2 protein-coding genes are annotated in these 23,568 nt (G+C 61.9%); both read right to left on the reverse strand.

The genetic code is table 11. From position 1 onward, the window contains the following. Window positions 1-164 precede the first annotated feature (164 nt). Window positions 165-12,494 carry a non-ribosomal peptide synthase/polyketide synthase gene (locus ACP3TY_RS15870; RefSeq protein ID WP_426617952.1) on the reverse strand — a complete coding sequence of 4,110 codons (12,330 nt, stop codon included), beginning with the start codon at window positions 12,492-12,494 and terminating at the stop codon, window positions 165-167. Continuing rightward, a complete protein-coding gene (locus ACP3TY_RS15875; protein WP_426617953.1) occupies window positions 12,494-23,566 on the reverse strand; it encodes a non-ribosomal peptide synthase/polyketide synthase in 11,073 nt (3,690 codons plus the stop codon). The genes ACP3TY_RS15870 and ACP3TY_RS15875 overlap by 1 nt, the downstream gene beginning before the upstream one ends. Window positions 23,567-23,568: the final 2 nt, after the last annotated feature.

A 23,568-nucleotide genomic window follows, 5' to 3' on the forward strand; every position in this document is an offset into this window, starting at 1 on the left:
CTCCCGCTGGGTCGCGAAGCGGCCCCCTCTTCACCTGAGAAAAGAAGGACTGCTGCGCAGTCCAGCGGGAGCAAGCTCCCTCGCCACAGATTCTTTGCCAGACCGACTGCTCGACATCAGCCGCAAGGGCTCCTCTGTGTATAACGATGGATCAGGGCCAATACTTAGGCCGCTTGTGCGACACAGTGCTCGATCAGCGCCTCCAGTTCCGCCTGATACTCGCGCATCAGTTGCTCGACAGTCTCGGCGCGGTAACGGCGAGTGCTGTAGATGCAGCGCAAGGCCAGGCGCCCGTCGTACACCTGACCGACCACTTCCAGCCAGTTGCCCAGCGCAGCATGCGGGCTGTAGCAACTGCCGTAGCTTTCTGCCGCCGGCACCAGCATGGCTTTGTCATCAAAGCTTTGGTCGAATTGCCCCAAATAGTTGAAGGTCACGCGTGCCTGCGGCGCCTGACTCAAGGTCTCGGCCATCGCCCCGCCGCTCATGTGACGCAGCACGCCGTAGCCCAGACCTTTGTTCGGCACCGCCGCCAACTGCCGCTGCACGGCACGCACCGAAGATTCGATGTCGGCGTTTTCGCCGGGCACCAGGCGCACCGGGAACATGCTGGTGAACCAGCCCAGACTGCGGCTCAAGTCGATGTCCTTGACCAGATCTTCACGGCCGTGGCCCTCAAGCTGAATCAGCACCGAAGACTGCTCACTCCAGCGGCACAGCACCCGGCTCAGCGCCGCCAGCAGCACATCGTTGATCTGCGTCTGATACACCGCCGGCACTTGCTTGAGCAGTTGCTGGGTGTGCTGTTCCGACAAGCCCAAATGCGCTACCGACTGGTATTGCACCTGATTCTTGCCGCGCGGGTTATCGCACGGCAACTCGCTGCCGGGCTGGTCGATCTGCGCCAGCCACCAAGCCTTTTCCTCCGACGGATAATCCGCTGCGTAGGCTTGCAAGCCTTCGGCCCAGGCGCGATAGCTGCTGGTGCGAATCGGCAGGTTCGGTGAGCCACCGGCGCTGTACGCCTCGTAAGCCACCTGCAAATCCTGCAACAGCAAACGCCATGACACCGTGTCGATGACCAAGTGATGAATGACCATCAGCACACGGCTTTCGCCAGCAGGCAACGTCACGTGCGCCGTGCGCCACACCGGCCCATTGTGCAGATCGAGGCTGCGTTGCACCTGCTCGGCATACAGTTCCAGTTCGGCTTCATCGGCCACTTCGTGCTGCCACAGCAACGCTTCGTTGGCCCATTGCGCCTGCATCTCCGCCAGCGGTTGGTAATGCTGATAATGGCGCCCGCCGACATCGCTGAAGCGCAGACGCAGGGCGTCGTGCTGCTGCATCATTGCGCGCAGGGCCATTTCCAGCGCCGGCAAATTCAGTGCTTGCCGCGCACGCAACATCAGCGCCTGGTTGTAGTGATGCGGCTCGCTCATGCGTTGATCGAACAGCCATTGCTGGATCGGAATCAGGTTGAACTGCCCTTCGGCCGCCACCTGCGTCACGTCTTCAACCACGCTCGCCACTGCGCTCGAACGCTGTTCGAAAATCGCTTCGATGGTCTGCCCACGCATCAGGTCGCGCAGTTTCAGATCCATCTTTAGCTCCGCGTGGTTGCGCACCCGCGACACCACTTGCAGGCTGAGAATCGAGTCGCCACCCAGTTCGAAGAAGTTGTCGGTAATGCCCACCCGCTCGACTTGCAACACATCGGCCCAGACCTCGGCCAGCAGTTGCTCGTCACGGGTGCGCCCGGCCACATATTCCGCGCCCTTGAACTCGGGTTCCGGCAAGGCCTGGCGATCGAGTTTGCCGTTCGGCGTGACCGGTAGCGCGGCGAGGCAGATCACCTGCGCCGGCACCATGTAGTCCGGCAGTTGCGTACGCAATTCGGACTTGAGTCGATCACCGATGGCCACACCCTGCGGCGTCACCACATAACCGATCAGTTGTTTACCCGAGGCACTGTCGCGGGCGATCACCAACGCATCGCTGACGTCGGCGAGCTGACGCAGACTGGCTTCGATTTCGCCGAGTTCGATACGGAACCCGCGCACCTTGATCTGATGGTCGATGCGCCCGACGTAATCGAGCACACCGTCGGCACGCTGGCGCACCAGATCGCCGCTGCGGTACAGCCGATCGCCCGGCTGGCCGAACGGATCCGGCACGAAACGCTCGGCGCTCAGATCCGGACGCTGGTAGTAGCCACGGGCGATACCCTGGCCGCCGATGTACAGCTCGCCGGCGATACCCGGTGGCAGCGGATTGAGATCTTCGTCGAGCACGTACAACGCACGTTCGCCGACAGCACGACCGATCGGCGCGTACGCCGCTTCACAGCGCTCGCTGACCGGCACCTTCCACAGCATCGGCGTGACCACGGTTTCGGTCGGGCCATAACCGTTGGTGAAGAATTGCGGACGCAACGCGGCTTTCACTTGCTCAAAGGTTTGATCCGGCACCGCGTCGCCGCCAAAGCAATATACGCGTACCGGCGGCGGCGCCAATTGGCTGTGTGCAGCGTATTCGGCTAGTTGTTTAAGGTAGGCCGGCGGGAAACAGGCAATCGTGATCGCGTGCTGATGCAAGGCCTCGAAGGTCTGCTCCGGTGTCCACAAACTGGCGTCGCGAATCACCAGCGTGCCGCCGCTGAACAGCGTGCTCAGCCAGCGCTCGTGGGCACCGTCGAAGGCAAACGACATGAAATGCAGCTCACGGGTGCGCTCGTCCATGTCGTATAGCTCGGCAATGGCCTGGCAATGCATGCTCATCGGCCCGTGCGCCACCGCGACGCCTTTCGGCCTTCCGGTCGAGCCGGAGGTGTAAATCAGATACGCCAGATTGCCCGCGAGCAAGCCGCTGACCGGAGGTGTGTCGCGGTAAGCGCTGTCGTCGAATTCATCGATAGCCAGACGCGCCAGCCCCTCGACCACCGGCAAGCGATCTTGCACCTGCGTGTGGGTGAGCAGCAGCGCCATCGCCGAATCTTCGATCATGAACGCCAGACGCTCCGGCGGATAATCGATGTCCAACGGCACATACGCCGAAGCGCTTTTCATCACCGCCAGCAATGCCACGACCATTTCCACCGAACGTTCCAGCGCCACACCGATGACCACTTCCGGCCCGGCACCCAGTTCGATCAGTCGATGGGCGAGACGGTTGGCGCGACGCTCCAGCTCAGCGTAACTCAGCGTAGCGTCACCGCAGACCAGTGCCGTGACCTCAGGCCGCGACTGCGCATGACGAGCAATCAATTCGGGCAGCAACTGCGCCTGATAACTCGCCTCAGGCGCTGCGCTCCATTGTTCAAACGCTTGCCATTGTTGCGCGGACAAACGCTGCAGGTTGCCCAGGCACACGCTTGGCGCGGCAATCATCGCTTCAAGGGTGTCTTCCAGCGTGCGACGGATCTGCTCCACCGCCTCAAGGCTGAATGCGTTACGCAGGAACAGATACTCGATGGACAACTGCTCGCCGAGATTGACTGCCAGATCCATCGGGAAGTTGGTCACGTCATGATTGCGTGACTCACCGAAGCTCAGACCGCTGTCCTGCTGCTCGCTAAGACGCTCGTCGATCGGGTAGTTTTCGAAGACGATGATGCTGTCGAACAAGCCCTGCCCGCCCAGCCCCGACCAGCGCTGAATGTCCGCCAACGGTGCATGGGAAAACTCGCGAATATCGGTGTTGTATGCCTGCAGTTGCTGCAGCCACTGATCCAGCGGCTGTTCCGGCCGCAAGGTCTGGATCACCGGCAAGGTGTTGATGAACAGGCCAAGAATATTGTCGGCGTTGGCCAAACCGGCCGGGCGACCGGAAACGGTCGCGCCAAATACCACGGTGTTCTGCCCGGTAAAGCGTTGCAGCAACAGCAACCACGCCCCCTGAATCAACGTGTTCGGGGTGATTTGCAAGGCACGACAAGCCTGCTGCAAACGCGCGGTTTGCGCCGCGTCCCACCGTGAATAAATCGCCTCGTGCCCCGGCAGTTCTTCGACATGCCGCGGGAACATCGCCTGATTCAGCGACGTCGCCTGCTCCAGCGGTTCGAGGCGACTGCGCCAGAAACTTTCCAGCGAACCCTGATCCTGACGTTGCAGCCACTCGATGAATTCACGATAGCGGCCATTACGGCCCTGCACCTGGCCGTGGCTGTAGAACTGCATGACTTCGCCGAACAACCGCGAACTGCTCCAGCCATCCATCAGGATGTGATGGCAGGTCCAGATCATCTGGTAGCGATCGTCTTCCAGACGCAGTAGCAAGACGCGCTGCAATGGCGCCTGACTGAGGTCGAAACCGGCCAGATAATCGGCGGTCGCTCGTTCGGTGACGTCGGCTTCATTGATGTCTCGCACGCGCCAGTCTTCCACCGTCAGTTGCAACTCCACCTGACGATGGACGATCTGCACCGGGGTATTCGAGCCTTCCGGGAAGTGGAAACTGGTGCGCAAAATGTCTTCGCGGCCGATCACGTATTGCCACGCCTGTGCAAAGCGTTCGGTGTCCAGACCGTGCACCGGCAGGCTGATCTGGTTGATGTACAAACCGGAACTGTCGTCGGCCAAGGTGTGGAACAACATGCCGTCCTGCATCGGCGACAGTGGGTAAATATCCTCCACCTGCGCCACGGGCACCGGCAGACGATCCAGCTGCGGCTGGGTCAGACGCGCCAGCGGGAAGTCGGACGGCGTCAGGCCCAAGTGCTCCTGGGTGCAGCAATGCTCAATCAATTGCTCCAGCGCTACCGCGTAGGCATCGGCCAGTTGCTGAATCACCGCTTCGTCGAAGATATCGCGGCTGAACGTCCAGTCCAGCGACAACTGTCCGTTGAACACCCGGCCATCGATGGTCAGCCAGTTGCTCAAGGCGACGTCGTCGCCGTGCCCGGCCCCGCTGCCCTCTTCGCTCGGCACAAACAGTGCCTGCTCATCGAAGCTCTGGTCGAACTGGCCGAGGTAGTTGAAGGTAATCCGCGCTTGCGGCAATTGCGCCAGACGTTGCTGGACAGCGTCCGCACCGAGGTAGCGCAACACGCCATAGCCCAGACCTTTTTCCGGCACCGCGCGCAGTTGTTCCTTGATGCGTTTGATCGCTTCGGCTGGCTGTTTCGCCGGGGTCAGCAACACCGGGAACAGGCTGGTAAACCAGCCCACCGTGCGGCTCAGGTCGACGCCATCGAACAGCTCTTCGCGACCATGCCCCTCAAGCTGCACCAGACACGCCGGCTGCGCCGTCCACTGGCAAATCACTTGCGCCAGGGCGCTGAGCAACAGGTCATTGACCTGCGTGCGATACGCCGACGGCGCCTGTTTGAGCAGACGGTGGGTCTGCTCGGCATCCAGACGCGTATTGACCGAACGGCCATGCACCGACGCCTGACTGCCCTCAGGACGAATACGCGGCAACTCCGGCAAGGCCTGATCGAGTTGACGGCTCCAGTAGTCGAGTTCCTTGTTCAGCGTTTCGCTGTGCGCGTAAGCCTGCAACTGCTCGGCCCAGGTTTTCAACGCCGTGGATTTTGCCGGCAACGTCACTGGTTGATTGGCACTGAGCTGACGATAAGCATTCTGCAAATCTTCCAGCAGCACGCGCCACGACACACCGTCCATCACCAGGTGATGGATCGCCAGGTGCAGACGTTCGCTGCCGTCCTGCACGGCAATCAATGTGCAGCGCAACAACGGGCCGTTTTGCAGATCGAGACTGCGCTGGGCCTGATCGGCGATGGCGACGATTTCGTCAGCGCTTTCGGCTGTGCGTTGCCAGATTTCCGACACCTGCTCGGCCAGCGCCTGATGGCTGGCCTGCCAGGCGCCATTGCTCGCCTGCACAAAACGCAGACGCAAGGCATCGTGATGCGCCACTACATTTGCGAGGGCTTGCTGCAAGTGCGCGACGTTCAGCGCCTCGCGCGGCGTTAGCATCACCGACTGGTTCCAGTGCTCGCGGTGCGGAATATCACTGGCGAAAAACCACTGCTGCATCGGCACCAGCGGACTGTCGCCGGTGACCGGGCCTTGGTCTATCACCGCATCCTCAGTCGCCGTGGCCACGCGGGCCAGCGCTTGAATGTTCTGATGCAAAAACAGGTCTTTCGGGGTCAGGCCTATGCCCTGCTGTCGGGCGCGGCTGACCACTTGAATCGAGTTGATCGAGTCGCCACCGAGGGCGAAGAAATTGTCTGCCGTACCGACTTGAGCCACGCCGAGCACCGCTTGCCAGATCTGCGCTAACGCTGTTTCGATCGCATTGATCGGCGCGACGAAAGCTTGCTGGGCTTCAGCCACGTCAGGTGCCGGCAGTGCCTTGCGGTCGAGCTTGCCATTGGGGCTCAGCGGCATGCTCTGCAGCAGGGTCAAGTGCGCAGGTACCATGTGTTCCGGCAGGGTCTGACGTAAATGCGCCTGCAGGGTTTCGCGCATCGACGGCCAGTCCGTCGCGTCAAATTCCGTGGCGACGACATAACCACTGAGGACTTTGCCGCTGCGGCTGTCCTGCGCGACGACCACCGCTTCACGCACGGCGTCATGTTCCAGCAGGCGCGCTTCGATTTCGCCCAGCTCGATACGGAAACCACGGATTTTCACCTGATGGTCGATGCGACCGATGTAATCGATCACACCGTTCGGGCGATAGCGCGCCAGATCGCCCGTGCGATACAGGCGCTCGCCGGCCACGAACGGACTGGCGACAAAGCGTTCGGCGGTCAATTCCGGACGACGGTGGTAGCCGCGCGCCAGGCCCAGGCCGCTGAGGTACAGCTCGCCATTGACGCCGCTCGGCACCGGATTGAGTTCGGCGTCGAGAATGTAGGTCATCAGGTTGGCAATCGGTTCGCCGATCGGCACCGCATCGCGACCTTCATCGCGGCAGGTCCAATGGGTCACGTCGATGGCCGCTTCGGTCGGGCCGTAGAGGTTATACAAACCGGCATTCGGCAACTTGGCGAAAACCTGTTGCTGCGCATCGACCGGCAGCGCTTCACCGCTGCAAACGATGCGGGTCAGGCTGGTGCAGCGGCTGACATGGGCATCGAGGACAAACGCTTGCAGCATCGACGGCACGAAATGCAGGGTAGTGATCGCTTCGCGCTCGATCAGGCGGACCAGTTTCGCCGGATCACGATGGTCGCCCGGTGCCGCGACGACCAGACGTACGCCGGTCATCAACGGCCAGAAAAACTCCCACACCGACACGTCAAAACTGAACGGCGTCTTTTGCAGCACACTGTCGCCAGCGCGCAGCTCATAGGCCTGCTGCATCCAGCACAAACGGTTAGACAGCGCGCCGTGGCTGTTGCCGGCGCCTTTTGGCTTGCCGGTAGAACCGGAGGTGTAAATCACGTACGCCAGGTTTTGAGCAGTCAGCGCCGGCGTCGGATTGCTTGATGCAGCGTCGCCCAGCCACGCGTCATCGGCGTCGAGCAACAGCGTCTGCAGGCGATCGGGAATCGGCAAGGTGTCGAGCAGCGCCTGCTGCGTCAGCAGCCACTGAATGCCGCTGTCATCGATCATGTACGCCAGACGTTCGGTCGGGTACTCCGGATCCAGCGGCACGTAAGCGCCACCAGCCTTGAGAATGGCTAACAAGCCAATCACCATTTCCAGACTGCGATGCGCCGAAATACCCACCAGCACATCCGGGCCGATGCCCCGTGCGATCAAGGCATGGGCCAAACGGTTGGCCTGCTCGTTCAGCTCACGGTAGGTCAGTGATTGCCCTTCGAACACCAGCGCCAGCGCGTGCGGATCCCGCTCGACCTGCGCTTCGATCAGATGATGCACCGGCTGCTGATTCGGGTAGTCGGCAAACGTGTGGTTCCAGTCCTCGACGATCACTCGGCGCTGCGCCGCGTCGAGCATCGGCAGTTCGCCAATGCGTCGGGTCGGCTGCGCGACGATAGCGCGCAGCAGGTTAAGGAAATGTTCGCCGAGACGAGCGATGGTCGAAGGTTCGAACAGATCGCTGGCATACGACAGCGCCGCACTGATGCCTTCATCGAACTCGAAGGTGTCCAGCGTCAGGTCGAACTGCGCGGTGCCAGCGTCCCAGGTCAGTTCTTCGAGGCTCAGGCCTGGCAACGTCGAAACGGCGCGACGCGCATCGCTGGCATGGTTGAACATCACCTGGAACAACGGTGTATGACTCAGGTTACGAGCGGGTGCGAGCAATTCCACCAACTGCTCGAATGGCAGATCCTGATGCGCCTGCGCGCCCAATGCGCGCTGTTTGACCTGATCAAGCAACTGGTCGAAACGCAGGTTGCCGTCGATCTCAGCCTTGAGCACTTGAGTGTTGACGAAGAAGCCCAGCAGGCGCTCGGCCTCGACCCGGTTACGGTTAGCGATCGGTACGCCGACGCGAATATCGTTTTGCCCGGTGTAGCGATGCAACAGGGTCTGGAAGCTCGCCAACAACAGCATGAACAGCGTGGTGTTGCGCTCTTTGGCCAAACGCTTGAGGCCTTCAGCCAGTGCCGGTTCCAGGCTGATCGGCAGACGCGCACCGCGATAGCTTTGCTGTGCCGGACGCGGATGATCGGTGGCCAATTCAAGAATCGGCTGTTCGCCGCCCAACTGCGCCGTCCAGTAATCCAGTTGCCGTTGCTGCTCCCCCGCCTCCAGCCATTGCCGCTGCCAATGGCCATAATCGGCGTACTGGATCGGTAACGGCACCAGCGCAGCCGGTTGACCCTGACTGAAACCGGCGTACAACTGCATCAGGTCATCGACCATGATTTGCATCGACCAGGCATCGGAAACAATGTGGTGTTGGGTCAGGATCAGCACATGGTCGTCAGCTGCCAATTGCAGAAGTTTGACCCGCAGCAGCGGCCCACGCCGTAAATCGAACAGTTGCCGGGTTTCGGCTTCGATCAACCCGCGCAGGCCTTGCGCGTCGAGCGCGGCATCGACCGATGCAAGCGCAATGGTCACGGCAGCAGCATCTTCGATCACTTGCACCGGACGTTCGTTGTCCAGCACGAAGCGGGTGCGCAAACTTTCGTGACGCTCGACCAGCGCATCGAAACTCTGCTGCAACGCCGCTGGATCCAGTGCGCCGCGCAAGCGCAGCGCCGCCGGGATGTGATAAGCGCTGCTGGTCGGATCCAGTTGCCAGAGGAACCACTGCCGCTGTTGCGCGAAAGACAAGGCCAGCCGCTGTTCTCGCGGAACGCGGCTGATCACCGATTCCTGCTCGGTCGACGCCGAGTCCATCGCTTGGACAAAACCTTGCAGGCTGTTGTGGGCGAACAGCAGGCGCAGCGGCACTTGAATCTCGAGTTGCTGGCGGATGCGCGACACCACTTGCGTGGCCAGCAACGAATGACCGCCCAATTCGAAGAAGTTGTCGCTCAGACCAACGCGCTCGACCTTGAGAATCTCGGCCCAGATCGCCGCTACCGCCTGTTGCACCGGCGTCTCTGGCGCCACATAGGTTTTGCGCCATTGACTGGCATCGGGTTTGGGCAACTGTTTGCGATCGAGCTTGCCGTTCGGCGTCCGCGGGAACCGCGCCAGCAGCACCATGTGCGCCGGCACCATGTAATCCGGCAGATTGATCTTGAGGCGTGCATTGAGGCTGTCGCGCAAACGGCTTTGTTCGTCGGCATCCAGTGTGTTGAGGTCGGCGGCCGGCACAATGTAAGCCACCAGCGCCTGACCACCCGGAGCATCCTGAGCCAGCACGGCGGCTTCGCGCACGGCGTCCTGTTCGAGCAGACGCGCTTCGATCTCGCCCAATTCAATGCGGAAGCCACGGATTTTCACTTGATGGTCGATGCGGCCGAGGTATTCGATAATGCCGTCGGCACGCTGCCGTGCGAGGTCGCCGGTGCGGTACAGACGCTCGCCCCTCGCGGCATACGGATGCGGTACGAAACGTTCGGCCGTCAGCGCCGGACGCTGGAAGTAACCGCGCGCCAGGCCTTCACCGCCGATCAGCAACTCACCGGCCACGCCATAAGGCACCGGCAGCAAATCGGCGCCGACGATGTACAGCAAGGTGTTGTCGATCGGCCCGCCCAGCCACGGTTGTGCATCTTGCGAGCGCAGCGGATGCAACGCCGACCAGATCGTGGTTTCGGTGGGCCCGTAGAGGTTCCACACTTCACCGCCGAGGGCGAGCATGCGCACCGCCAGTTCCTGAGGCAGCGCTTCACCGCCGCACAGGCACTTGCAACCGCGCAGTTGCGCGGCGTTTTCGTTGTCGAGCAGCATGCGCCAGGTCGACGGTGTTGCTTGCACCACGTTGACCTGCTCGGCAGCAATCAGCGCCAGCACCGCGTACGGATCCTGCGCGACCTCCTGCCCGGTCAGGACAATGCAGGCGCCAACCATCAGTGGCACATAGATTTCCAGGCCAAAAATATCGAAGGAGAACGTGGTCAACGACAGCGCGCGATCCTGCGCCACCATGCCCGGCGCCTTGGCCATGCTGGCGACGAAATTGGTCAACGCAGCGTGGCGAACCATCACGCCTTTCGGCTGGCCGGTCGAGCCGGAGGTATAGATCGCGTAGGCCAGATGTTCGCTGTGCAGACGTGTCGGCAGATCCTCGCCGGCAAAGCCGTCGAGCCAATCGCCCTCTTGATCCAGCACCAGCGTGGTGAGCGAGTCCGGCACGGGCAACTGGCTGAGCAGCGAGCTCTGCGTCAACAGCAAATCGATGCCGCTGTCGTCGATCATGTACGCCAGACGATCCTGCGGGAACGCCGGATCCAGCGGCAGGTAGGCGCCGCCCGCCTTGAGGATCGCCAGCAGGCCCACCAGCATGTGCGTGCTGCGCTCGACCGAAATGCCGACCAGCACATCCGGCGCCACACCGAGGGTCTGCAGCTTGCGCGCCAACTGATTGGCCCGGGCATTGAGCTGGGCGTAGCTCAAGCGCTGGCCATCAATCACCAACGCCGGAGCATCGGGGGTGCGCGCCGCTTGCGCTTCAAACAGCTGATGAACGAAGCCTTTTTCAGGTGCCGGCGCGACGCTACGGTTACCGTCGTTGAGCTGCGCTTGATACTCGGCGGCGCTCAGCAGCGGCAGTTCGCCGATGGACTGGCCAAGGTTGGTGACAATCCCGCGCAACAGGTTCTGCCAATGCCCGGCCATGCGCGCAACGGTGTCGGCGCCAAACAGGTCGGTGGCGTAGATCAGCGCCGCCGACAGGCCGTCGCTGTGCTCGACGGTTTCCAGGGTCAGATCGAACTGCGCGCTGTGGCTGTCCCAACGCAAACCCTCGACTTTCAAACCGCCCACCGGCGCTGCAGTCGACAGGCCTTGGGTCTGGTGATTGAACATCACCTGGAACAGCGGACTGTGACTGAGGTTGCGCTCGGGTTGCAGCGCTTCGACCAATTGCTCGAACGGCAGATCCTGATGCGCCTGCGCGCCCAGCGCAGTCTGCTTGACCTGTTGCAGCAATGCGCTGAACGCGTCCTGACTGTCGACCTCGCTCTTGAGCACTTGGGTGTTGACGAAAAAGCCGATCAGGCGCTCGGTTTCCACCCGATTACGGTTGGCCGTCGGCACACCGACGCGGATGTCGTTCTGACCGCTGTAGCGATGCAGCAAAGCCTGGAACGAGGCCAGCAGGATCATGAACAGACTGACCCCTTCGCGCTGCGCCATCTGTTTGAGGCCGCTGACCAACGCCGCGTCGATGTCCAGTTCCAGGCGGGCACCGCGATAACTCATGACCGCCGGGCGGGCAAAATCAGTTGGCAATTCGAGTACCGGTTGCTGACCGCCGAGGCGCGCGATCCAATATTCAAGTTGACGCTCACGCTCGCCCGCCTCCATCCAGTGGCGCTGCCAGATCGCATAGTCGGCGTACTGGATCGGCAACTCGGGCAACACCGGCGCCTGCCCTTGAATGAACGCGGCGTAGCCTTTGACCAGTTCCTCGACCATCACCTGCATCGACCAGCCATCGGAGACGATGTGGTGCAAGGTCACGATCAGCACATGATCGTCGGGTGCCAGTTGCAGCAGACGTGTGCGCAGCAATGGCCCTTGTTGCAGGTCGAACAGTTGGCGGGTTTCTTCTTCGATCAAGTGGCGCAGTTGCGTGTCGTCCGGCCTCTGCGCCAGCACTTGCGCTTGCAGCTGCACTGGCGAAACCGCGTGGACTTGCTGCACAGCGTGCTCGCCGTTGAGCACGAAGGTGGTGCGCAGACTGTCGTGGCGCGCCACCAGCGCATGGAAACTTTTCTCCAGTGCAGCGACGTCCAGCGGCCCGCGCAAACGCAGGGCCGTGGGCATGTGGTACGCCGCGCTTTCGGGATCCAGCTGCCACAGGAACCATTGACGTTCCTGGGCGAAAGACAACAACAAGGTGTCGAACTCGGCACTGACAGGCGGAATCGGCAGGTTCGCCGGGGAAACGTCCTCTTCGAGCATTTTCTGCAAGTACAAGCGACGTTTTTCCAGCGGCAGCGTTATGAAGCGCCTGGCAATACGTTGTGCGACAGCGGTGTCCATCAAACCTCCTCAAATTCATCAAGCAGCGCTTCAAGCTTGCTCAATTTCGACGTGCTCATTTGCTCGCCGGACTGCTCGAGTTGCGCGACAAACGCACCCAGCACCGGGAATTGGAATATCAGTTGGGGCGTCAGCTTCAGGCCCAGTTCGAGTTGCAGGCGCGAGACCACATTGACCACCAGCAGTGAGTGCCCGCCGAGTTCAAAGAAGTCGTCAGCCAGCCCGACCTGGTCGATTTTCAGCACGTCCTGCCAGATCGCCGCGACCTTGCATTCCAGCTCGCTCTGCGGCGCCAGATAAACCGACTGATGCGCGCGGGTGTCCGGTGCCGGCAAGGCCTTGCGATCGAGTTTGCCGTTAGGCGTCAGCGGCAATTGGTCAAGGAACACCCAGTGGGTCGGCACCATGAAATCCGGCACCTGCCGGGCCAATTGCGCTTTGAGTAGTTCGGCCAGAGGCGCCGCGTCGAGGCTGTTGTCGTGGCTGACCAGATACGCGACCAGGTTCGGCCCGCTCAGTTCTTCCCGCGCCAGCACTACCGCATCACGCACTTCAGGCAGCGCTTGCAAGCGCGCTTCGATTTCACCGAGTTCGATGCGCAGACCGCGAATCTTCACTTGATGGTCGATACGACCGATGTATTCGATCACGCCGTCTTCGGCATAGCGCGCCAGGTCGCCGGTGCGGTACAGACGACCGCCAAAACCGGCGAACGGATCAGGAATAAAGCGTTCGGCAGTCAGTGCGCCGCGCTGGTGATAACCACGGGCCAGAGAATCACCGGCGATGTACAACTCACCCGTCGCACCGATGGCGCAAGGTTGCAGCGCCGCGTCCAGCACGTAGGTGCGCACGTTGCTGATCGGGCGCCCGATCGGCATGATTCGCGCGTCGTCTGCGACCGTGCGCGGCACCGAGTGGCTGCTGGTGTCGATGGTCGCTTCGGTCGGGCCGTAGAGATTGCGCAACTCACCGTCGAACAGCGCCATCACTTCACGTGAAAGGTGCGCACTCAGGGCCTCGCCACCGCACAGCAACAGGCGCAACGAAGCCAGTTGCTCACGCGTCGCCAGCGGCAGCAACGCTTGCAACAGCGACGGCGCCATTTGCAGCACGCTGATGCGCAGTCGCGCGACGTCGGCCCACAGCGTGGTCAGGTCGAGATTGAATTGCGCCGAGGCCAGCACCAGTTGCGCGCCGTTCATCAGCGGCAGCCAGAATTCCCAGACCGACGCATCGAAGCTGATCGCGGTTTTTTGCAGGACGCGATCCGCAGGCGTCAGTTGCAGGCATTCCTGCATCCACTGCATGTGGTTGCTCAGGCCGCCATGGCGCACGGTCACGCCCTTCGGCTGGCCGGTGGAGCCGGAGGTGTAGATCACGTAGGCGAGGTTGTGCTCATCGATCAGCACCTGCGGATCGCGCTCGCTGTAAGCATCCAGCCAATGCGCCGGCTGATCGAGCAACAGCGTTGTCACTGCGACATCGGCAAAACGTGGTTGCAGACTGGTTTCAGTCAGCAGCAGGACAATGCCGCTGTCCTCGATCATGTAGGTCAGACGATCCTGCGGATACGCCGGATCCAGCGGCACATAGGCGCCGCCAGCCTTGAGAATCGCCAGCAAGCCGACCACCATTTGCACGCCACGCGACATCGCCAGACCGACCAATACATCGGGGCCGACGCCGCGCTCGATCAAGACATGGGCCAAACGGTTGGCCTGGGCATTGAGTTGCGCATAGGTCAGCGTGGTCTGCTCGGTCACCAGCGCCACGGCGTTCGGCGTCAGCCGTGCCTGCGCTTCGATGCATTGCTGCACCTGATGGTGCTCGGCCGTCGCGACAGTCGTGGCGTTCCAGTCGCGCAACAACAGCGTGCGCGTGACATCGCCCAGCAAGTCGATCTCGCCAAGGCTGCGGCCGGCCGGCGTGCTCACCATCTGCGCGAGCACGTGTGCCACCTGCTCAGCCAGGCGCTCGACGGTGTGTGTAGGGAAAGCAGCGTGGGCATAAGTAAAGTGCAGACTCAGGGTGTCATTGTGATTAACGGCCAGGGTCAACGGGAAATTAGTCTGTTCCTGATTGTCCACGGTGCCGAAGCTCAACCCAGACGGTGCCTGCGCTTGCAACGCGTCCGACAGCGGGTAGTTTTCGAACACCAGCAAGGTGTCGAACAAACCCTCGCCGCCCTGCCCGGCCCAGCGCTGAATCTCGAACAGCGGCGTGTGCTCGTGCTCGCGCAGGGCGACGTTTTGCGCCTGCACCTGTTGCAACAAGGCCGACACCGATTGCTCCGGCCGAGGGCTGGCGATGACCGGCAAGGTGTTGATGAACAGGCCGATCTGCTGCTCGATGCCTTTGAGCTCGGTCGGCCGCCCGGACACGGTCGCTCCGAAAGCCACGGTGGCATGCCCGGTGTAGTGCTGCAGCAGCATCAGCCAGGCGGCCTGGATGACGGTGTTGAGGGTGACTTTCTGCGTACGCGCAAATTCACTCAGGGCTTGGGTCTGCACCTTGTCCAACCAGTGGTAGTGACTGACGTGGCTGCTGGCGAACGCCGCTTCGTCAACACCGAAACGGGTTTCGGCGAGACGGGTCGGCGCCTCGAACGAATGCAGTTGCTCCAGCCAGAACGCTTCACTGACCTTGGTATCGCGCCCTTGCAGCCAACTGATGTAGTCGCGGTAGCGCCCGGCCTGACGCGGCAAGGTCTGGCCGTCATAACGCTGCAGCACTTCGCCGAGCAACTGCGAATTGCTCCAGCCATCCATCAGGATGTGGTGATGGGTGTAGATCAGGTGATAACGCTGCGCGCCGGTCTGCACCAGCACCAGACGCAACAACGGTGCGCAGGCCAGATCAAAGCCCTGCGCCAGCTCTGCCGAAGCCAGTTCAGCGAGTGCTGACGTGACATCGGCGCGAGCGCTCCAGTCCAGCGACGTGAAGGGCACGCGCACCTGTTTGTGCACCACTTGCAGCGGGCGCTCGCTGCCCTGCCAAATAAAGCTGCTGCGCAGAATATCGTGGGCATCGACGGCGGCCTGCCAGGCATTTTCGAAACGTTGTGGATCGAGGCCTTCGATGTCCAGGCACATCTGGTTGATGTAATGCCCGCTGCCGTTTTCATAGAGGCTGTGGAACAACATGCCCTGCTGCATCGGCGCCAACGGATAGATGTCATCCACCGCACGCGCCGGCAGTGCCAGACCATCAAGCTGCGCCTGAGTGAAGTCGGCCAACGGGAAGTCCGACGGCGTCATGCCCTGATTGCTCGGTTCGCAGCAATGCGCGATCAGCAGCGCCAGTTCAGCGGCGTAGTCATCGGCCAACTGCTGGATCAGCGCCGGATCGAACTGCTGACGACTGAACGTCCAGCCCAGATTCAACGCACCGTCGAACACCTGACCATTGAGGGTCAGCCAGTTGCCGAGCGTGGTCAGTGGGCTCTGCTCGTCGCCGGCGCCTTCGCTGGCCGGGCTGAACAACGCACCCTGCGCTTCATCGAAACTGCCGTCGAACTGGCCCAGGTAGTTAAAGGTGATGCGCGGTTGCGGCAGCGCCTGCAACGCTGCACGAGTGACGTCGTCACCGAGAAAACGCAGCGCACCGAAACCGACGCCTTTATCAGGAATCGCGCGCAAGCCCTGCTTGATCGACTTGATCGAATCGGCGAGGTCAGCCGCCGGGGTCAATTTCACCGGGAACATACTGGTGAACCAACCGACGGTGCGGGTCAGATCGATGTTGGTGAACAATTCTTCGCGGCCATGGCCTTCCAGCTCGATCAAGGTGCTGGCGTGCCCGCTCCAGCGGCAAATCACCCGCGCCAGCGCGGTCAGCAACAGGTCGTTGACCTGCGTGCGATACGCCGCCGGGGCTTCTTGCAGCAGTTGTCGGGTCAGTTGCTTGTCCAGTCGCGTATCGACGGTGACAGCCTGACTATTGAGCGCGCTGGCCTCTGGATCGAGGCACGGCAAGTCGCCCTGCACGTCGCTCAACTGCGCCTGCCAGTAGGCCAATTGTTCTTGCAGTTCGGCGCTGCGGGCGTGGCCCTGCAGCTGTTCGGCGAAGGCTTTGACCGAGCTGGTCTTGGCCGGCAGTTGCACAGCCTGCACGGCGTGCAGTTGGTTGTAAGCGGTTTGCAGATCGTCGAACAGAATCCGCCACGACACGCCGTCCACCGCCAGGTGATGGATCACCAACAATAGCCGTTGAGTACCATCGGCGAGGTTCGCCAACACCCCGCGCAGCAACGGCCCGGCTTGCAGATCCAGACTGCGCTGGGCCTGATTGGCCAGGGTTTCCAGCGCGGCGACGTCGGCGACTTCGCGCACCCACAGCAGGTTTTCCGACGCCGCTTGACGGTACTCGGCGCGCCAGCCTTCAGCGCTTTCGCTGAACGACAGACGCAAGGCATCGTGATGCTGCACCAGTGCCTGCAAGGCTTGTTCGACAAGCTCGGCTTGCAACGCGCTGGCCGGTTTCAGCAATACCGACTGGTTGTAGTGGTGACGCTCGGGAATCGCCTCGGCGAAGAACGCTTGCTGGATCGGCAACAGCAACGCAGCGCCCTGAACCGGGGCCTGATCGATTGCTTGCTGGTCAGTGCCGGTCTGCGCCACTGAAGCCAGCGCCTGTACGGTCTGATGCTGGAACAGATCTTTCGGCGAGAAACGAATGCCCGCCGCGCGTGCACGACTGACCACCTGAATGGAGATGATCGAGTCGCCGCCGAGTTCGAAGAAGTTGTCGGTCAGGCCGACACGCTCAAGTTTCAGTACGTCCTGCCAGATCGCCGCGATCTGTTGCTCCAGCTCGCTTTGCGGCGCGACGTAATCCAGCTGAACTTGGCTGGCGTCCGCTGGCGGCAGGGCTTTGCGGTCGAGCTTGCCGTTGGCGGTCAGCGGCCATTGTTCGAGGAACAACAGGTGCGTCGGCACCATGTAATCCGGCAGATCGGCCTTGAGTTGTGCCTTCAGTTGTTCGCGCAAATCGGCTTCGTTGTCGACGCTGTGCGCGGCAATCACGTAGCCGACCAGTTGCTGGCCACTCGGCCCGTCCTGCGCCAACACCACCGCTTCGCGCACGGCATCGAGGGCATTCAGGCGTGCTTCGATTTCGCCGAGCTCGATGCGGAAACCGCGGATTTTCACCTGATGGTCGATACGTCCGACGTACTCGATCACGCCGTCGCTGCGGTATTGCGCGAGGTCGCCGGTGCGGTACAGACGCGCCCCGCTCTCGCCGAATGGATCGGGGATAAAGCGCAGTGCAGTGAGGTCGCCACGGTTCAGATAACCGCGCGCCAGACCGGCACGGCCAACGTACAGCTCACCGATGCAGCCCTTGGCCACCGGGTTCAGTTCGCCGTCGAGCACGTACCACGACAGGTCGGCGATTGGCTCGCCGATCGGGCTGTTGGCGTCCTGCTCAAGATCCGCCACCGACAATGGACGATACGTCACGTGCACGGTGGTTTCGGTGATGCCGTACATGTTAATCAGTTGCGGGGCAGCATCGCCGAAGCGCTCGAACCACGGACGCAGGGATTTCACGTCCAGCGCTTCGCCGCCAAACACCACGTAACGCAAGGCATTCGCCCGAGCATCAGCGCAAGCCACGTGCATCAATTGCTTGAACGCCGACGGCGTCTGGTTGAGCACGGTGACCCCGGCGTCGCACAGCAGCGCATGGAAGTCCTGCGGCGAACGGCTGACATCGTACGGCACCACAAGTAGTTCGCCGCCGTGCAGCAACGCACCGAAAATCTCCCACACCGAGAAGTCGAAGGCATAGGAATGGAACAGGCTCCAGACGTCTGTCGGGCCGAAACCGAACCACGGCTCGGTGGCTTCGAACAAACGCAAAATATTCTGGTGCGGCAGCAACGTGCCTTTGGGTTTGCCGGTCGAACCGGAGGTGTAAATCACGTAAGCGAGGTTCGACGACGCCATCGTCACCTGCGGATCGGTGTCGGCAAATGCGCTGACATCGCTGTCCAGCAGCAAGGTCTGCACGCCGTCCGGTACCGGCAATTGACCGGCCAGCGCAGCCTGGCTCAGCAGCAACTGAATGCCGCTGTCCTCGATCATGTAGGCCAGACGATCCTGCGGATAAGTCGGGTCGAGCGGCACGTACGCGCCACCGGCCTTGAGGATCGCCAGCAGGCCGACGATCATTTCCAGACCTCGCTCGGCAGCCAGACCGACCAGCACGTCAGGGCCGACACCGAGGGCGATCAACTGATGAGCACGGCGGTTGGCCTGACGATTGAGTTCGCCGTAGCTCAGGGTCTGCTCGTTGAAACGCACGGCGATTGCATCGGGACGCAGACGCGCCTGTTCGGCAATCAGTTGGTGCGCGCAGGCTTCGCTCGGGAAACTACGCGGGTTCGGGTTCCACTCGGCGATGTTCTGTTGCTGCTCGCTGGCGTCCAGCAACGCCAGTTCGCCGATACGTTGCTGCGGGTCGGCGACGATGCCGTGCAGCAGGTTCAGCCAATGCCCGGCCATGCGCTGCACCGTCGCGGCGTCGAACAGGTCGGTGGCGTAGGTCAGTGCGGCGCTGAGTTGGCCATCTGCCTCAAGAGTGTCGAGGGTCAGGTCGAACTGCGCGGTCTGGCTGTGCCAATCCTGCGCTTCGATGACCAGCCCCGGCAACGCCGGCAGGGCCTGACGCCCGGCACTCTGATGGTTGTACAACACCTGAAACAGTGGGCTGTGACTCAGATTGCGTTCCGGGCGCAGCGCCTCGACCAATTGTTCGAACGGCAGATCCTGATGCGCCTCGGCACCGATGGCGGCGTGTTTGACCTGCGCCAGCAGAGCACTGAAACGCTGCTGCGGATCGACCTCGGCCTTGAGCACTTGAGTGTTGACGAAGAAGCCAATCAGGCCTTCAGTCTCGACCCGGTTGCGGTTGGCAATCGGCACGCCAACGCGAATGTCCGACTGATTGCTGTAGCGATGCAAAAGGCTCTGGAACGAGGCTAGCAATAGCATGAACAGCGTGCTGCCCTCGCGCTGGGCCAGTTGCCGCAGTTGCTGGCTGAGCAGCGGCGGCAGGTCGATGGCCAGACGTGCGCCGGCAAAACTCTGCCGCGCCGGACGCGGACGATCAGTCGGCAGTTCCAGCAAAGGCTGCTCACCGCCGAGCACGCCAGTCCAGTAATCGAGCTGGCGCTCACGCTCGCCGGCCGCCATCAATTGGCGCTGCCAGACCGCATAATCGGCGTACTGAATCGGCAGCTCGGCCAACTCGACCGAGTGACCCTGGCTATACGCGGCGTAGCGCTGAATCAATTCCTGCACCAGCAGTTGCATCGACCAGCCATCGGAGACGATGTGATGCTGGGTCAACACCAGCACATGTTCTTCGCGCGCCACTTGCAACAAACCGACGCGTAGCAGCGGACCGTTTTGCAGGTCGAACGGCTGGCTGATCTGGCGCTGCACATAGGCCTGAGTCTGCTCGGCAGCATTGCCCGAAGTGCAGTCAAGAATCTCCGGCAGCAGGATCGGTGCCTGTTCGGCATGAATCACCTGGAACGCTTGTTCATCGACCTGTACGAAGGTCGTGCGCAGGCTTTCGTGGCGCTGGATCAGCTCGGCAAAACTGCGTTGCAGCGCGTTCAGATCCAGCGCGCCGTGAATACGCAGCGCCGCCGGAATGTGGTACGCCGCGCTCGCTGGCTCCATTTGCCAGAGGAACCACTGACGCTGCTGGGCAAACGACAACGGTAGTTGTACTTGATCACGCGGCGCCCGAGGGATGCTCGCAGGCTTGGCCACTTGAGTTTGTTCCAGCGCTGCAACGCAGGCTTTGAGGCTGGCGTTTTCGAACAACTGGCGCAGTTGCAGGTTGAGGCCGAGGGTCTGGCGGATGCGCGAAACCATTTGCGTGGCCAACAGTGAATGGCCGCCGAGTTCGAAGAAGTTGTCGGTCAGGCCGACACGCTCAAGTTTCAGTACGTCCTGCCAGATCGCCGCGATCTGTTGTTCCAGCGCACTTTGCGGCGCGACGTAATCCAGCTGAACTTGGCTGGCGTCCGCTGGCGGCAGGGCTTTGCGGTCGAGCTTGCCGTTGGCGGTCAGCGGCCATTGTTCGAGGAACAACAGGTGCGTCGGCACCATGTAATCCGGCAGATCGGCCTTGAGTTGTGCCTTCAGTTGTTCGCGCAAATCGGCTTCGTTGTCGACGCTGTGCGCGGCAATCACGTAGCCGACCAGTTGCTGGCCACTCGGCCCGTCCTGCGCCAACACCACCGCTTCGCGCACGGCATCGAGGGCATTCAGGCGTGCTTCGATTTCGCCGAGCTCGATGCGGAAACCGCGGATTTTCACCTGATGGTCGATACGTCCGACGTACTCGATCACGCCGTCGCTGCGGTATTGCGCGAGGTCGCCGGTGCGGTACAGACGCGCCCCGCTCTCGCCGAATGGATCGGGGATAAAGCGCAGTGCAGTGAGGTCGCCACGGTTCAGATAACCGCGCGCCAGACCGGCACGGCCAACGTACAGCTCACCGATGCAGCCCTTGGCCACCGGGTTCAGTTCGCCGTCGAGCACGTACCACGACAGGTCGGCGATTGGCTCGCCGATCGGGCTGTTGGCGTCCTGCTCAAGATCCGCCACCGACAATGGACGATACGTCACGTGCACGGTGGTTTCGGTGATGCCGTACATGTTAATCAGTTGCGGGGCAGCATCGCCGAAGCGCTCGAACCACGGACGCAGGGATTTCACGTCCAGCGCTTCGCCGCCAAACACCACGTAACGCAAGGCATTCGCCCGAGCATCAGCGCAAGCCACGTGCATCAATTGCTTGAACGCCGACGGCGTCTGGTTGAGCACGGTGACCCCGGCGTCGCACAGCAGCGCATGGAAGTCCTGCGGCGAACGGCTGACATCGTACGGCACCACAAGTAGTTCGCCGCCGTGCAGCAACGCACCGAAAATCTCCCACACCGAGAAGTCGAAGGCATAGGAATGGAACAGGCTCCAGACGTCTGTCGGGCCGAAACCGAACCACGGCTCGGTGGCTTCGAACAAACGCAAAATATTCTGGTGCGGCAGCAACGTGCCTTTGGGTTTGCCGGTCGAACCGGAGGTGTAAATCACATAGGCAAGGTTCGACGACGCCATCGTCACCTGCGGATCGGTGTCGGCAAATGCGCTGACATCGCTGTCCAGCAACAAGGTCTGCACGCCGTCCGGCACCGGCAGTTGACCGGCCAGCGCAGCCTGGCTCAGCAGCAGTTGAATGCCGCTGTCCTCGATCATGTAAGCCAGACGATCCTGCGGATAAGTCGGGTCGAGCGGCACATACGCGCCACCAGCCTTGAGGATCGCCAGCAGGCCGACGATCATTTCCAGACCTCGCTCGGCAGCCAGACCGACCAGCACGTCCGGGCCGACACCGAGGGCGATCAACTGATGAGCACGGCGGTTGGCCTGATGGTTGAGTTCGCCGTAGCTCAGGGTCTGCTCGTTGAAACGCAGGGCGATTGCATCGGGACGCAGACGCGCCTGTTCGGCAATCAGTTGGTGCGCGCAGGCTTCGCTCGGGAAGCTGCGCGGGTTCGGGTTCCACTCGGCGATGTTCTGTTGCTGTTCGCTGGCGTCCAGCAACGGCAGTTCGCCGATACGTTGCTGCGGGTCGGCGACGATGCCGTGCAGCAGGTTCAGCCAATGCCCGGCCATGCGCTGCACCGTGGCGGCGTCGAACAGGTCGGTGGCGTAACTCAGGGTGGCTGCCAGTGCGCCGTCAGCCTCATGTGTATCGAGGGTCAAATCAAACTGCGCGGTGTGCGAACTCCAGTCGAGGCTTTCGACTTGCAGCCCCGGCAGTTGCAACGCCTGCGCCGCCGTGCCGCCCTGGTGGTTGAACATCACCTGGAACAGCGGGTTGTGGCTCGATTGTCGATCTGGTGCGAGGGCATGCACCAGTTGCTCGAACGGCAGATCCTGATGCGCTTGCGCGCCCAATGACGCCTGTTTGACCTGCGCCAGCAATGCCTTGAAGGACATGCTGCCCTGCACCTCAGCGTCCAGCACCTGGGTGTTGACGAAGAAGCCGATCAGGCCTTCGGTTTCGACCCGATTACGGTTGGCCACCGGCACGCCGACGCGGATATCCGCCTGACCGCTGTAGCGATGCAGCAAGGCCTGGAACGACGCCAGCAAGACCATGAACAACGTCATGCCTTCACGCTGGGCCAACTCTTTCAGACGTTCGCTCAGCTCGCTGCCAACGCTCAGATCCAGACGCGCGCCGCGATGACTTTGCACCGCCGGACGCGGACGATCCGTCGGCAATGGCAGAACTTCGCCGCCATCGCCCAGACGCTCGGTCCAGTACGCCAGTTGCCGCTCCAGCTCACCGGCCTCCATCCACTTGCGCTGCCAGATCGCGTAATCCGCGTACTGGATCGGCAAAGCCGCGAGGTTGGCTGGCTGGCCACTGCTGTGCGCGGCGTAGAGTTTGACCAGATCATCGACCATGATCTGCGCCGAAGCACCATCGCAAATAATGTGATGTTGGGTCAGCACCAACACATGATCATCCGGCGCGATTTGCAGCAGTTTGACCCGCAGTAACGGGCCTTGTTGCAGGTCGAACAGCGTGGCGATTTCAGCGTCGATCAATGCCTTGAGGCCTGCATCGTCGGGCGGCGTGTCCAGCACCTGCGGAGTCAGCGGCAGACTAAGTCGCGGCTGGACTACCTGAATCGGGCCGTCCGCGCCATCGACAAACACCGTGCGCAGCACTTCATGGCGTTCGAGCAAGGCATCGAAACTGCGCTGCAATGCCGACAGATCAAGAGCACCGCGCAAACGCAACGCCGTCGGCACATGGTAAGCGGCGCTGTGCGGGTCGAGTTGCCAGAGGAACCACTGACGCTCCTGCGCGAACGACAAGCCAATCGTTTCGAACTCCTCGCGCACCGGGGGAATCGGCAACGCCGCAAAGCTCATGTTCTTGCTCTGCATTTTTTGCAGAAACGCTTGCCGTTGGGCGAGCGGCAAACGAATGAATCGCTGAACCAGAGACAGGTTATCGAGCTGAGTCATTT

The organism is Pseudomonas rustica, from assembly GCF_049959085.1.
Lineage (GTDB): Bacteria > Pseudomonadota > Gammaproteobacteria > Pseudomonadales > Pseudomonadaceae > Aquipseudomonas > Aquipseudomonas rustica.